The organism is Amycolatopsis lexingtonensis, assembly GCF_014873755.1.
GTDB lineage: Bacteria > Actinomycetota > Actinomycetes > Mycobacteriales > Pseudonocardiaceae > Amycolatopsis > Amycolatopsis lexingtonensis.
Window position 1 is genome coordinate 4,758,599 of sequence record NZ_JADBEG010000001.1, and the last position, 14,223, is coordinate 4,772,821.

The following is a 14,223-nucleotide window of genomic DNA, read 5'->3' on the forward strand; positions in this document are numbered from 1 at the left end:
TGTCCCTCAATGTGGCATTCACGGCTTTCACGACGTGCGCTGGGCCGTGATGAAGTCGCGGTACCAGCGGTAGCTCGCCCGCGGGGTGCGGGCTTGCGTCTCGTAGTCCACGTGCACCAGGCCGAACCGGTGCTTGTAGCCGTGGGCCCACTCGAAGTTGTCCAGCAGAGACCAGCAGAAGTACCCCCGCAGGTCGACGCCGGCCGCCGCGGCCGTGCGGGCCGCCTCGATGTGCTCGGTCAGGAACGTGATGCGCTCGTAGTCGGCGAAGTCGCTGCGGTCCGGGTAGACGCAGCCGTTCTCCGTGACGTACACCGGGGGCAGCTCCGGGTAGCGGTTGTGCAGGCCCACCAGCGCCTCGGTCAGCCCCTCCGGCTCCACCGGCCAGCCCATGCCCGTGCGCGGGACGTCCGGCAGCTGCGAGGTGTCCACGCCGATGTCGGCCACCGTGCGGCGGGCCGGGTCCGGTTCGCGGTGGGGGGCGTCCGCGACGTGCAGGCGGTAGTAGTAGTTGACGCCCAGGTAGTCCAGGGGCTGGCCGATCGTCCCCAGGTCGCCGTCGCGGCGGAAGGCGAAGTCCGAGGCGCCGCTGAACATCGCCGCCAGGCCCGGGGCGTAGCGGCCGCCGAAGAGCGGGTCGGTGAACTGGCGGCGCAGCAGCGTGTCCTGGCGGGCGGCCGCCGCCGCGTCCGAAGCCGACGCGGACACCGGGACCACGGGCGACTGGTTGAGGACGATGCCGAACTGGTGGTGCGGGGGTGCCTGCCCGCGCATCGCCCGCACCGCCAGGCCGTGGCCGAGCAGCAGGTGGTGGGCCGCGGCGAGGGCACCGTCCCCCTCCTTCGCGCCGGGGGCGTGGCGGCCCTCGCCGTAGCCCGCGACCGCGCACGGGTACGGCTCGTTCAGCGTCGTCCAGTGCTCGACCAGGTCGCCGAGCTCCGCGTGGACGAGGGACGCGTAGTCGGCGAACCGGAACGCCGTGTCGCGGGAGCGCCAGCCGCCTTCGTCCTCCAGTGCCTGCGGCAGGTCCCAGTGGTAGAGCGTCAGGAACGGCTCGATCCCCTTCTCCCGCAGCCCTTCCACGAGCCGCCGGTAGAAGTCGAGCCCGCGGCGTTCGACGCGGCCGCGGCCGGAGGGCTGCACGCGGGGCCACGACACCGAGAACCGGTAGGCGTCCACGCCGAGGCCGGCGAGCAGGGCGAGGTCCTGCGGCCAGCGGTGGTAGTGGTCCGCCGCCGGTTCGCCGGTGTCGCCGCCGGCCACCGCGCCGGGAACCGCGGCGAAGGTGTCCCAGATGGACGGTCCGCGGCCGTCCGCGGTGGTGGCGCCTTCGATCTGGAACGCCGAAGTGGCGACACCCCAGCGGAAGCCGGGCGGGAAACTGGTGGTCACGGTGGTCTCCGGGAGGTCAGCCCTTGAGCGCGCCCTGCATGATGCCGCCGACGATCTGGCGGCCGAACAGCAGGAACACGAGGAGGACGGGGACGGTGCCGATGGTCGCGGCGGTGAGCACGAGCGTGTAGTCGGTGGTGTAGCCACTGGCCAGGCTGGACAGTGCCGTCTGGACGGTCGGGTTCTCCGGCACCAGCACCACCAGCGGCCAGAAGAAGTCGTTCCACGCCTGCATGAACGTGAACAGCCCGAGCACCGCCGCGGCCGGGCGGGCGGCGGGCAGCGCCACGTGCCAGAACAGCCGCAGCGAGCCGCAGCCGTCCATCCGGCCGGCTTCCAGGAGTTCCAGCGGGAGCGCGCGTTCGAAGTACTGGCGCATGAAGAACACGCCGAACGCGGTGACGAGCCCGGGCACGATCACCGCCTGCAGCTGCCCGGCCCAGCCGAAGTCGGCCATCATCATGTAGAGCGGGACGACGCCGAGCTCGGTCGGGATCGCCTGGGTGGCGACCACAAGCAGCAGCAGGAACGTCCGCCCGCGGAACTTCAGCTTGGCGAAGGCGAACCCGGCGAGCGTCGAGAACAGCACCACGGACACGGTGATCGTGCCCGCGACGATCAGCGAGTTCCCCAGCGCCAGCGCGAAGTTCGTCTCGTCGAAGACGCGGGCGATGTTCTCGAACAGGTGCCCGCCGGGCACCAGCACCGGCGGCACGCTCCCGACCGCCTCCGTCGTCTGCGACGAGACGACGAACGACCAGTACACGGGGAACGCCGACCCGGCGAGGATCGCGATCAGCGCGGCGTAGGTCCACGGGCTCGCGATCCGCTTCCCGATGCGCCGGATCCGGCCGGGCGCCGCGTCCGGCGGCGCCGGTGCGGCCGGCGTCAGCACGGTGGTCATGTCCGCTCCTCAGTCCGTTTGGATGCGCCGGGTGACCAGGTACGACACGCCCGCGACGAGCATCGTGGCCACGGCCAGGATCAGCGCGATCGCCGAGCTGTAGCCGAAGTCGTACTTGGTGAAGCCCTGCTCGTAGAGGTAGAGCGCGGCGGTCTGGAACTGCCGGTCCGAGCCGCCGGTGGCGGCCGCCGTGCCCGGGTTGAACAGCAGCGGCTCGGCGAGCAGCCGCATGTTGCCGGTCGTCGCGATCACCGTCGAAAAGATGATCTGCGGCCGCAGCAGCGGCACGGTGATCCGCCAGAACTGCTGCCACCCGCGGGCGCCGTCGAGCGTCGCGGCTTCGTACATGGTCGACGGGATCGCCTGCATCGACGCCAGGAAGATCAGCGCGTGGTAGCCGGTCCAGCGCCACACCACCATCGCCGCGATGGCGGTGTGGGAGCTGGCCGTGCCGGCCTGCCAGTCGACCTGGCCGGCGCCGAACCAGCTCAGCACCCAGTTCACCAGGCCGAAGTCCCGGCCGAACAGCTGCGCGAAGATGATCGTCACCGCCGCCACCGAGGTGATGTTCGGCAGGATCATCCCCATCCGGAACAGCGTCCGGCCGCGCAGCCTGCGGTTGAGCAGGTGCGCGATGCCGAGCGCGAACAGGATCTGCGGGATCGTGGTCAGCAGCCACAGGCTGACCGTGTTCCCCATCGAGTTCCAGAAGTACGGGTCGTGGAACAGCAGCTGCTCGTAGTTGCCGAACCCGATGAACTGCGCGCCTTCGGCGTCGAGCAGGTTCCGCTTCTGCAGCGACACGAACGCCGTGTACAGCAGCGGGAACAACCCGAAGACGCCGAAGATCAGGAAGTACGGGCTGATGAAGCCGAACGGCGACAGCTTGACGTCCCACTTGTGCCGCCGGTCGGCCCAGGTGAGTGCCATTACTTCAGCTTCGCCACGTCACCGACCAGCTGCTGCCACGCCGCCGCGCCGTCCTGCTTGCCCTGCTCGACGCGCTGCATCGCGTTGCCGAACTCGGTCTGGACGTCGCCGGCCTTGGGGCCCTGGTACTGCGGGTTCAGCTTCTTCGCCGCGTCGGTGAACACCTTGCCGACGGGAGCGTTGTTGAAGAACGGGTTGGTGTAGCCGGTGATCTTCGGGTCGTCGTAGAGCGACGGCGTCGAGGGCAGCAGGCCCTTGCTGGTGAAGACCTTCGCCTGCTGCTCGGGCGCGGTCAGCCAGGCGGCGAGCTCGGCGGCTTCCTTGGTGTGCTTGCCCTGCTTCGGGATGGTCAGGTACGAGCCGCCCCAGTTGCCGCCCCCGCCGGGCACGGTCGCGACGTCCCACTTGCCCGCGGTGTCCGGGGCCTGGTCCTTGATCTTGGTCATCATCCAGGCCGGGCAGGTGACCGTGGCGAACTGGCCCTGGGTGAAGCCGGTGTTCCAGGTCGGCGTGCTGTAGAGCAGGCCGGCGGAGAGGTTCGCCTTGACCGCGTCGACGACCTGGTCCCAGCCGGTGCGCAGCGCCGGGTTGCTGTCGACGACGAGCTGGTCGTTCTGGTCGTAGTAGCCAACGGGTGCCTGGCCGAAGATCGCGTTGAGCACGGTCGGGCCGCCGTCCATGAACTTGACGCCGTTGGGCGCCTTGGCCTGGAAGCGCTTGCCGGTCTCGAAGAACGCCTGCCAGGTGGGCCAGAGCGCGGAGACGGCGTCGCGGTCGGCGGGCAGCTGGGCCTTCTCGAACAGGTCGCGGCGGTAGCAGATGGCCAGGCCGCCGACGTCGGTGCCGTAGCCGATCTGCTGCCCGCCCTTGGCCAGCGACGCCGACCACTTCCAGCTCAGCCAGCGGTCCTTGAGCTTGTCCCCGCCGACGGTGTTGAGGTCGACGAACTTGTCCGGGGTCGCCTTGAACTGGGCGACGTAGCCGGTGTCGATCGCTTCGATGTCGGCGGCGCCGCCCCCGGTTGCCAGGTGCGCGGCGAGGTTCTTGTGGTGGTCGGAGTAGGACGCGGTCCGCTCGGTGATCTCGATACCGGGGTGCGCGGCCTGGTACTCCTTGATCAGGTCGGTGTAGCCGAAGTTGCCGAACAGGCCGAGGCTCAGCTTCACTGTCCCGCCGGCCGCGTCACCGCTCCCGCAGGCGCTCAAGGCGGTGACAGCGGCGCAGACGACCGCCAAGACGAGTCGGGGTGTCGTTTTCGGGCGCATGAGATCTCCGTTGTTCTGCGGGCCGGTCGGAAAACGCGGGACCCATGAGAGCGCTCCCAAGCCGCGTTCGTCAAGTAACGAAAAGATAACGCACCTCGGCGTTTACGCTGCCTGAGATCATGTGCTACAGATGTAACCGGTTACAACAACGGAGGTCAGCATGGTCACGGCCCGCGAGATCGCGCAGCTCTGCGGGGTTTCCGTCGCGACCGTCTCGCGGGTGTTCAACCGCCCCGCGACGGTCAGCGAGGCGACCCGCACCCACGTCGAGCGGGTCGCCCGGGAACTCGACTTTTCGCCGAACGAGTCGGCGCGGGCGCTGTCGCGGCAGCGCTCGGCGATGGTCGGGCTGGTCTGGGACACCGACCACCGGCGGCCCGGCTGGCGGCACCCGTTCCTGCAGGACCTGTTGCTGGGCCTCAAGTCCGCGCTCAGCTCGCACGGCTACCACCTGCTGCTGCTCGCCACGAGCGACGACGCCCGCAACCGCCACCCCGGGGTGTCGCTGGCCGACCCGGTCGGGTACGTCGGGATGACCCGGCGCCACCACCTGGCCGGGCTGGTGCTCATCGACAGCGGGACCGACGCCGAAGCGTTCGGCACGTTCGCCCAGTCCGGGCTGCCGTGCGTCGCGGTGGACGTGGCGCTCTCCGGCCCGCGGGCGACCTACGTGACCTCGGACAACGCCGCCGGCGCCGCCGAAGCCGTCCGGCACCTGGCCGCCCTCGGGCACCGGCGGATCGCCACGATCACCGGCCCGCGCGGCAACGCGCCCGCCGCCGCCCGCACCGAGGGCTACCGGCGCGGCCTGGCCGAGGCGGGGCTGCCGCTGCGCGAGGACTACGTGGTGACCGGGGACTTCTACCGCGAGAGCGGCTTCGTCGGCATGCGCCGGCTCCTGGCACGCAAGGATCCGCCGACGGCGGTGTTCGCGGCCAGCGACGAGATGGCGGTCGGCGCCCTGCTGGCCGCCCGCGCGGCCGGCCTGCGGGTGCCGGACGACCTGGCGGTGGTGGGGTTCGACGACATCGAGGTGGCGTCCCTGGTGGACCCGGCGCTGACGACGGTGGCCCAGGACAAACCGGGCTTCGGCACGGCGGCGGCCGGCGCGCTGCTGGCGATGATCGAGAACGTGGGCGCGCCGGAACCGGTGCGGCTGCCGACGAAACTGGTCATCCGCGACTCCTGCGGCGCCTGAACCTCAGCGGTACTCGGTGCGGATTTCGTCGAGGACGCGCTGTGCTTCGGCGGCTTCGCGGCCGCTCGCGCGGGCGAGGGTGACGAGCGTCTTCCACAGCGCCCAGCCGCGGCCGCGGGCCCACGTGGCGTCGTCGATCGCCAGCCGCTCGCGGAACACCTCGCGGCCGTCGGTGGTCAGCAGCGTCCACGCGATGGCCACGTCACAGGCCGGATCGCCGGCGCCGCAGCTGCCGAAGTCGATGACCGCGGCCAGTTTTCCGTGGTGCAGCAACAGGTTTCCCGCGGCGACGTCGCCGTGGAACCAGCGCGGCACGCCGTCCCACCGCGCGTCGAGCGCGACCTGCCAGATTTTGCCGGTCAGGCCGTCGAGCCGGTGCCGGACCAGCTCGTCGTAGGTGCGCAGGGTGTCGCCGCGGAACCAGTTGTGCTTGCCCGGCCCGGGCGCGCCGGCCGGGTCGACGTCCTGCAGCGCGGCCAGGAACCCGGCCAGGTCGGCGGCGAACGCGACGGGGTCGGCGATCCGGTCCGCCCTCGCCTGCTCTCCGTCGAGCCACGGGAGGATCGACCACGGGAACGGGTAGTCCGCGCCGGGTTTTCCTTCCGCCAGCGGGACGGGGATCGGCAGCGGCAGCCGGGGCGCGAGCACCGGGAGCCAGCGTTGTTCCTTGTCCACGGACAAGGCGTACTCGGCCGCGCTGGGCAGCCGCGCCGACATCGTGTCGCCGAGGTGGAAGGTCCGGTTGTCCCAGCCGCCGTTCGCCACCGGCCGCACCGCGAGCCCCGCCCACTGCGGGAACTGCTCGGCGACGAGCTGCCGGACCTGGTCGGCGGTGACTTCGATGCGCTGGGGCGGCGGCCCGAGGCTCATCGGGCGGTGACCTTCGCGTCCCAGTCGATGTGGTGCGCGTAGACCCAGCCCGGCTTTTCGCCGACGTCCTTGCCCGCGCTCGACGCGACCAGCTTCTCGACGCGCTCGCGGCGGAGTTCTTCGTACGCCGCGAACGCCGACGCCGGGTCCGGCAGGTCGCGCAGGCACTGCGCGAGGACCACGGCGTCCTCGATCGCCATCGACGCGCCCTGCGCGTCCGCCGGGGACGCGGCGTGGGCGGCGTCGCCGGCGAGCACCATCTCGGGCGTCGACCAGACGCGCGTCTCGGGGAGGTCGTACGAGTGGCCGCCGAACACCTCGTCGCCGGTGGCGGCGATGATGTCCGCGCAGGGCAACGGTTCTCCCGCGAACGCGGCGTGCGCGAACTCGCGCCACCCCGCCGGGGTCACCGCCGCGATCTCCTCGCGGGAACGCTCGGCGTCAGGGATTCGGGCGAACCAGTACGTGGCGCCGTCCGGGTCGGTCGTGAACCCGAAGGCCGCCTTGCTGCCGCGGACCATCCGGTAGATCCCGGCCGCCGACGGCAGCCCGGGCGCACGCGTGTAGCCGTAGACGACGGTCTGGCCGGTGTAGCGCGGCGCGTCGGCGTCCGGGTCGATCAGCCTCCGGACCACCGAGTGCAACCCGTCCGCGCCGACCAACACGTCACCCGTTTCGGTGGTGCCGTCGGCGAATTCGGCCGTGACACCGCCCCCGGCCGGCTTCGCGCCGACCAGGCGTTTGCCCCGTTCGAGCGCGACGCCCCGGCGCGCGGCTTCGTCCTGCAGGACCCGGTAGAGCGCCGCGCGGGTCAGGGTGCGCGGCCCGTCCACGCCTTCGGTGTCGAACTCGCGGCGCCCGGCGGTCTCCCCGGTCGGGAGGACCAGCTCGACGCCGATCGCCGCGAAGGACGCGCCGATCACCGGGCCGTCCAGGCCGATCGCGCGCAGGGCGTCCATGCCGTTGTGCATGATCGTGAGGAACGCGCCGACGTCGTCCCCGCACGCCGGGTAGGCCTCGAAGACGATTGGCTCGTGCCCGGCGAGCTTCAGCGCCGTCGCCGTGACCGTGCCGGCGATCCCGCCACCCGCGACCAGTACCCGCACCCTGCTCCCCCTCGTGGACTCCGCGTGCCGCCGACCACGACGTTACCGTGGCGGCGGCACGCGGCGTTCACTCCTTGGCGCCACTGGTGGCGATGTCGCCGTTGAGGCCGCGCGGGAAGAAGCCGCCCGAGGACACCTTGTCCGGGTTGAGGTAGGCGATGTTGAGCACGCGGTCGGCGGACCGGCCGAACGCGATGCCGTTCGCGTCCGCCGGCACGAGGTTCGCCTTGCCGTCCTTGAGCACGCCTTCGTCGTCGTCGGCCTTGCCGTCGAGGCTGTCGCGGGCGTCGGAGATCTTGTTCGTGACGTCGCCGAGGCCGCGTTCGAACAGCTGCCCGCGCACGATGCCCGCGTGGTAGGCCTCGACCGCGAGGATGCCCGCCGCCGCGTCGAGGAACGTTTTGTTGTTCACCAGCGGCGCCGCGCCCTTGTAGGCGGACACGCCGACGTCTTCGAACAGGTACGCGGCCAGCAGGAAGTTGTTCTCGCTCGCGAACGGGTCGAACGTCTGGCCTTCCTTGATCAGCCCCGCGGCCTGCATGGCGGCGGTGAAGCTGTTCTGGAAGTCGATCTCCGGCTGCGCGACGGCCGCCTTGTCGAGGGCCTTGCGCAGGAAGGTCACGTGCGCGACCTCGTCGCCGGCGATCTCCTGGACGATCTGCTTGGTGTGCTCGCTCTTGAACTTGACGGCGTGCCCGCCGGAGACCTTGCCGAGGTTGCCGATGCCGTTGACGTACTTCTCGTTCAGCCCGTAGCCGTAGACGGCGAACGAGTAGAGGTTCGCCTCCAGGTACTCCAGGTTGAGCGCGAAGTTCAGCACGGCGGCGTCGCTCGCCGCCTCCTTCGCGGCGTCGCCGCCCTGCGCGCCGTACTGCTGCGTGGCACCGGCCGAGCCGAGCCCCAGCGACAGCGCTGTGCCGAGCGCGCCGGCGCCCGCGACGCCGAGCCCCGCCGCTCCCGCAGCCTTGAGGAAGCGGCGGCGGTCGGTCGCGTTCTCCGCGCTGCGCTCGATCAGCTGCCGTGTGTAGCGTTTTCCGAACACCGGGGGACGTCCTCTCGTGACGAGTTCGTCCACCTCACCCAACGGTGATACGTACCTGGACGGCCCCCGGCTCGGTCAAATCGGGAAAAAATTCTTCCTGATTACATCTCCGCAGGTCAGCCGCGTTCGGCGACCGCGAGCCGGACGCAGACAGCCAGCGCGCGGACGGCCTCTTCGACCTCGGCGAGCTTCGGGAAGGTCGGCGCGATCCGGATCACGGCGTCGTCCGGGTCCGCCCCGTGCGGGTGGGTCGCCCCGGCGGGGGTCAGCGCGACCCCGGCCTCCTTGGCCAGCCGCACGACCTCCTTCGCGGTGCCCGCGGGGACGGTCAGCGTGACGAAGTACCCGCCGGTCGGCTTGGTCCAGGACGCCAGGTCGGCCAGCTCCTCGGTGAGGATGCGGTCGACGGCCGCGAACTTCGGCCCGATGATCTCGGCGTGCTTGCGCATGTGCGCGCGGACGCCGGCCTCGTCCTTGAGGAAGCGGGCGTGGCGCAGCTGGTTGACCTTGTCCGGGCCGATGGTGCGCTTGCCGATGTTGCCGGTCCACCAGGCGAGGTTGGCCTCGGAGGCCCCGAAGAACCCGACGCCGGCCCCGGCCAGGGTGATCTTGGAGGTCGAGCCGAAGACGAACACGCGGTCGGCGTTGCCGGCCTCGGTGGCCAGCGCCAGCAGGTCGGCCAGCTCCGGCTCGTCGTCGGTGAGGTGGTGCACGGCGTAGGCGTTGTCCCAGAAGACCCGGAAGTCCGGCGCCGCGGTGCGCATGGTGGCGAGCCGCTTGACGACGTCGTCACTGAACGTGACCCCGGTGGGGTTGCTGTACTTCGGCACGCACCAGATCCCCTTGACGGCGGGGTCCTCGGCGACCAGCGTCTCGACGGCGTCCATGTCCGGGCCCTCGTCGGTCATCGCGACCGGGACGAGCTCGATGCCGAACCGCTCGGTGAGCGCGAAGTGCCGGTCGTACCCCGGAACAGGCGCGAGGAACTTCACCTGCGGCTCGTCGGCCCACCGGCGCTCGGCCCCGGGCAGCTTGCTCAGCAGCGCCTGCACGACGGCGTCGTGCATCAGCTCGAGGCTGGAGTTCCCGGCGGCGAGCAACTGCTCGGCGGGAACCTGCAGCGCCCCGGCGAAGATGCGGCGCAGCTCGGCCAGGCCCTTCAGGCCGCCGTAGTTGCGGACGTCGGTGCCGTCCTCGGCCTTGAAGGAGCCATCGCCGGGAAGGCTCAGCAGCGCGTTCGAAAGGTCGAGCTGCTCGGGCGACGGCTTGCCACGGGTGATGTCCAGGGAGAGGCCTCGGCCGACCAGGGCCGCGTAGTCGCTGCGGGCCGTGTCGACGTCGACGGAAGCAGTGGTCATGGCCTCAACGCTAACCCCGGCGTCGATACCATTTCGGGGCGGGTCCTGGCTAGGGTGGTAGGTGTGCATTTGGTAGTCCACGCCGACCAGCGCCAGTTCTCGTTGCGCGACTCGGCTTCCCACCTGACCGGCAGCGGCTGGACCGCCGCCGCGGTGGAATCCCACCGGATCGGAGCGGAGCCCGGCGGTCTGGCCATCGCGACGGCCCGCTCGGACGTGGTCGAGTCTTCGGTGACGTTGCTGCCGTCGGCGCCTCCGCTGTTTTCGGAGGCGGAGCACGTGGTGGAAGCGGATCTTCCGGTTCAGAGTGGTCGGCTGGTGATTTCCGGGCCTGCGGACTATCCGTCGCAGGAGAAGTTCTTTTCGGTGCTGCCGGGGTTGTACCGGGCGAGGGTTTCGTATGTGCCGGCTGGGCCGCCTTCGGTGACGTGGAACGAGCATGAGTTCGGGGAGCATTACCGGTATGTGGTGGAGTTGTGGCCGGTGGCGGCTCCGGCGGGGGTCGAGGTGTTGAGGCAGGGGGCTTCGGTCTGGGACGGGTGACCGTTTGCGGTGCTGAGGTGAGCTGCTGAGGCCGGGGCTCCGAGGCGGTCGGGGCGAGTGCGCGGCGAGTCGATCGGGCGGGAGTCCTGGGAGGACGGTCGGTGTTCACGCCCGAGCCGCGGGGTCGGGACACGGGCTCGGCGAGTGCGTGGGTGGGCGGTCGTGGGCGTGGGGGCACAGAAGCGCCGATGGCCGGAGAGGGCGATTGGCGCTGGGACGTCGGTGGTGGGCACCGGCTCGGCCAATGCGCGGCGGGCCGTAAGTGTCGAGGCACAGAAGCCGCGAGAGGCGATCGGCGTTGGGGTACCGGCTCGGCAAGTGCGCAGCCAGCCGACCGTGAGCGGAGACGCAGAACCGCCGACGGCCGGAGCCAGCCTGGATGCGCGATCGGCGTTGGGGCACCTACGCGACTGGCCGACCGTGAGTGTGGAGGCACAGAACCGTCGACGACCGAGCCAGCCTCGATGCACGATCCGCGTTGGGGCACCTACGCGACTGGCCGACCGTGACCACGGACGCACAGAACCGCCGATGACCCGAGCCAGCCTCGATGCGCGATCAGCGCTGGGGCACGGGCGCGACTGGCCGACCGTGAGTGTGGAGGCACAGAACCGTCGACGACCGAGCCAGCCTCGATGCACGATCGGCCTTGGGGCACCGGCGCGGCTGGCCGACCGTGCGTGTGGAGGTGCAGAACCGTCGGTGACCGGAGCGGGCCGGGGAAGGCGATTGGTGCGGGAACTTCGGGGTTTGAGGCGGTTGAGACAAAAGGTCGGCTGCCGATCTTGAGCGTGGGGCTCCGGTTGGAGCATGGGTGTAGGCCCGTAGCCGGTGGGCTGCGGGCCTTTCCCATGTTCGGTTGTCTCAGGCTGCGAATGGCAAGGGCTGATGCAGGTTGTTGCGCCTGGGTTTTCGGCGTTTGTCCAAGAACCGTGGCGGCAGGAACTCGGGGTGGCCGTCGGTGGCGATGCGAACCTGCCAGCCCGACCGGTGGAGGAGCCGGTGGTGGTGGCCGCAGAGCAGGACCAGGTTCGCGAGGTCGGTGAGGCCGCCTTCGGACCAGTGGTGGATGTGGTGGCCCTGGCAGTGGCGGGGTGGTCGGTGGCAGCCGGGGAAGGCGCAGCCGCGGTCGCGGAGGAACAGGGCGCGGCGGAGCCCGGGTGAGATGAGGCGGCGGGCGCGGCCGAGGTTCAAGGGTTCGCTGGCGGTGCCGAGGACGGCGGGGATGAGGGTGCAGTCGCACGCGTGGATGCGGGCGTCGGCGGCGGAAATCAGGCCGGTGTCGCCGAGGGTCGCGTGGCCGAGTCCGGAGCGCAGGTCGGTGAGGGAGACCGCGACCATGACGTGGGTGCGTTCTCCGGCTTGGGTGGGCAATTCTGGGGAGTTGAGGGCCAGGTCGAGGGCGTCGGAGAAAGCGTCGCCGTAGCGTTCCTGCGGGGACCGGAAGTCGGGGCCGTCGTCGGCACCGCGGCGTTCGGCCAACGCGTCGAGCAGGGCGCTGGCTCGGGTGCCGGTCTCATCGTCGAAGCGGCCGGATAGTTCCCAGGTTCCGGTGCGTTTGCGGCGCAGCGACAGTTCCCGAGTGGGGGTGGCGGGCTCGGTGTCGGGAGGGACGGTGCCGTCGGGGTCGAGGTGGGCCAGGATGCGGGCGCCGAGGGCGGCGACTTGTTTGTGGCCCGCGTCGGCGGCGAAGGCCAGCAGGTCCGCTTCGGCGGTGTCGCGGTGGGAGGCGGGGATCCGGGAGACAGCCTCGATGATGGTGTCGATCATCGGAGTGCTCAGCCGTCCGGAGAGCGCGGCGATACCTGTGGCGGGAGCAACGGCGGGGGTTGCGTCGAGAGAGTGGCTGGGGTGCAGGGCCTGGGCGCGTTTGATCATCTTGTCGGCGGCGGCGCGCGGGAGGTCGGCGAGATGCTCCAAGAGTCGGGCGGCAGAGCGGTATCCGAACAGTTCCAGCACGCCACGGGATTCGATTTCCACGAGCAGCGCACCGATCTCGGCTTCGGCGGACCGCATGACGGTGAGCAGGCTGCGGAGGTGGTCGGCCAGGGCCTCCGCGTCTGCTTGCCACACCGTTTCTCTGTCCACACACCAAGATTACCGACATGCGAACAGATGTTCACCACACGATCAGGGTAACTGTTCAGGTCGTTTCGGGCTGCGATCTGGCTTGTGGAATGATCTTGTTGTGGGGAAAGGTGTTCGTCCGTCGTATGACGAGCTGGCCGCGCTGGTCGCAACGCAGGCGGTAGAGCTCGCTCGTGCGCGGGAGGAGATCACCGCGTTGCGGGACGAGGTCGCCCAGCTGAAACGCCGCCTCGGAATGAATTCGGGGAACTCGTCGATGCCGCCGTCATCGGACCGGTTCAGCAAACCCGCCCCGAAGTCGTTGCGGGACAAAACCAACCGCAAGCAGGGCAAGCAGCCGGGCGCGCCGGGGTCGAGCCTGTCGCTGGTCACCGACCCCGACCAGATCGTGGATCATGTGCCGTCGTCGTGTTCGGGATGCGGCACCGGGCTGCGCCGGCGCGACGAGGTCGGGGTGACGCGCCGGCAGGTGGTGGACCTGCCCGAGGTGCGCCCGTCGGTGACCGAGCACCACCTGCACCGGCTGCGGTGCGGAGGTTGCCACCGCGTCACGACTGCACCCGGCCCGGCCGAGGCGACCGCGCCCGCCTGCTACGGACCGAACGTGACCGCGCTGGCGGTCTATCTGCTGACCTACCAGCACATCCCTGTCGCCAGAACAGCACAACTGCTGGAAGACCTGCTCGGGCTGCCGGTGTCGACCGGCTGGGTCGCCGGCGTCCTCACCCCGGTCGCCACCCAGCTCAACGGATTCGCCCAGCAGGTCGAGGACGCGGTGCGAGCAGCGTCGGTGGCACACTTCGACGAGACCGGCATCCGAGCCGAAGGCAAGAACTGGTGGCTGCACCTCGCCTGCACACCCCAGCTCACCGCCTACCTGCCCCATCCCCAGCGTGGAGGTGAGGCGATGGACGAGTTCGGGATCCTCACCCGGTTCCGTGGTGTCGCCGTCCACGACGGCCTCATGTCCTACTAAGACTTCGGGCGCAAACACGCCCGCTGCAACGCCCACCATCTCCGCGAACTCGTCGCGGCCGGGGAAGCCCACCCCGAGCACTCCTGGCCCCGGATCGCGATCAAGACCCTCGAACAGCTCAACACCGCCGCCCACACCGCACGAGATGCCGGCCAGGCCACGATCCCCGCCCACATCGTCGATCCGTTGCTCTCGAGGTTCGTCCGCACGATCAACGTTGGCCTGCTGCTGCACCCACCGAGCCGGGATCGTAAGCAAAGCAAGACCCGGAACCTGCTGGTGCGCCTGCGCGACTACCAGCACCAAGTGCTGCTCTTCGCCCGCGACCTCACCGTCCCCTTCACCAACAACCAAGCCGAACGCGACCTGCGCATGATCAAGGCACAACTGAAGATCTCCGGCGGCTGGCGCACCCCACACGGCGCCCACGCCTGGCTACGCGTCCGCAGCTACATCTCCACCGCCCGCAAGAACGGCCACGTCATCACCGCACTACGCGACGCCATCACCGGAAACCCCTGGCTACCAACAACAATCGAAACGACCTGAAC

The 14,223-nt window shown here is 70.3% G+C and carries 11 protein-coding genes and 1 pseudogene; 3 read left to right on the plus strand and 9 right to left on the minus strand.

Features of this window, described 5'->3' with window-relative positions; all coding sequences use genetic code 11:
• Positions 1 to 27: 27 nt before the first annotated feature.
• The 4 genes from H4696_RS21160 to H4696_RS21175 are packed head-to-tail and all read right to left on the minus strand — an operon-like array spanning position 28 to position 4,491.
• Positions 28 to 1,392: a GH1 family beta-glucosidase gene (locus H4696_RS21160; protein WP_086856841.1), complete on the minus strand. Its 1,365-nt coding sequence runs from the start codon at positions 1,390 to 1,392 to the stop codon at positions 28 to 30.
• A 16-nt stretch (positions 1,393 to 1,408) separates the two neighbouring features.
• Complete coding sequence (locus H4696_RS21165; protein WP_086856840.1) at positions 1,409 to 2,296, minus strand: carbohydrate ABC transporter permease; 888 nt, start codon at positions 2,294 to 2,296, stop codon at positions 1,409 to 1,411.
• 9 nt (positions 2,297 to 2,305) lie between these two features.
• On the minus strand, positions 2,306 to 3,226 hold the full coding sequence (locus H4696_RS21170; RefSeq protein WP_086856839.1) for a carbohydrate ABC transporter permease: 921 nt from the start codon (positions 3,224 to 3,226) through the stop codon (positions 2,306 to 2,308).
• Positions 3,226 to 4,491, minus strand: a complete 1,266-nt coding sequence (locus tag H4696_RS21175; protein ID WP_086856838.1) for an ABC transporter substrate-binding protein — start codon at positions 4,489 to 4,491, stop codon at positions 3,226 to 3,228. The genes H4696_RS21170 and H4696_RS21175 overlap by 1 nt, the downstream gene beginning before the upstream one ends.
• 160 nt (positions 4,492 to 4,651) lie before the next feature.
• Here H4696_RS21175 and H4696_RS21180 point away from each other — a divergent pair, with 160 nt between their 5' ends.
• Positions 4,652 to 5,689, plus strand: coding sequence for a LacI family DNA-binding transcriptional regulator (locus tag H4696_RS21180; protein ID WP_086856837.1), 1,038 nt, complete (start codon positions 4,652 to 4,654; stop codon positions 5,687 to 5,689).
• Positions 5,690 to 5,692: 3 nt separating this feature from the next.
• On the opposite strand, the gene H4696_RS21185 is transcribed toward H4696_RS21180, so the two are convergent.
• The 4 genes from H4696_RS21185 to H4696_RS21200 all read right to left on the minus strand — a co-directional run bounded on the left by H4696_RS21185 (position 5,693) and on the right by H4696_RS21200 (position 10,065).
• A complete protein-coding gene (locus H4696_RS21185) occupies positions 5,693 to 6,559 on the minus strand; it encodes an aminoglycoside phosphotransferase family protein (protein ID WP_086856836.1) in 867 nt (288 codons plus the stop codon).
• On the minus strand, positions 6,556 to 7,665 hold the full coding sequence (locus H4696_RS21190; protein ID WP_192782454.1) for an FAD-dependent monooxygenase: 1,110 nt from the start codon (positions 7,663 to 7,665) through the stop codon (positions 6,556 to 6,558). Before H4696_RS21190 ends, H4696_RS21185 begins: the two co-directional genes overlap by 4 nt.
• A gap of 67 nt (positions 7,666 to 7,732) precedes the next feature.
• Positions 7,733 to 8,707 (minus strand): ferritin-like domain-containing protein, encoded by a 975-nt coding sequence (locus H4696_RS21195; RefSeq protein WP_086865058.1) that lies wholly within the window; start codon positions 8,705 to 8,707, stop codon positions 7,733 to 7,735.
• A gap of 116 nt (positions 8,708 to 8,823) precedes the next feature.
• Complete coding sequence (locus H4696_RS21200; protein ID WP_086865057.1) at positions 8,824 to 10,065, minus strand: aspartate aminotransferase type Ic; 1,242 nt, start codon at positions 10,063 to 10,065, stop codon at positions 8,824 to 8,826.
• Between the two features lie 63 nt (positions 10,066 to 10,128).
• On the opposite strand from H4696_RS21200, the gene H4696_RS21205 reads away from it, so the two are divergent.
• Positions 10,129 to 10,608, plus strand: coding sequence for a hypothetical protein (locus tag H4696_RS21205; protein WP_086865056.1), 480 nt, complete (start codon positions 10,129 to 10,131; stop codon positions 10,606 to 10,608).
• Between the two features lie 864 nt (positions 10,609 to 11,472).
• On the opposite strand, the gene H4696_RS21210 is transcribed toward H4696_RS21205, so the two are convergent.
• Complete coding sequence (locus tag H4696_RS21210) at positions 11,473 to 12,681, minus strand: HNH endonuclease signature motif containing protein (RefSeq protein ID WP_420831568.1); 1,209 nt, start codon at positions 12,679 to 12,681, stop codon at positions 11,473 to 11,475.
• Positions 12,682 to 12,796: 115 nt separating this feature from the next.
• On the opposite strand from H4696_RS21210, the pseudogene tnpC reads away from it, so the two are divergent.
• Positions 12,797 to 14,221: pseudogene (gene tnpC / locus H4696_RS50250) on the plus strand (IS66 family transposase).
• Positions 14,222 to 14,223: the final 2 nt, after the last annotated feature.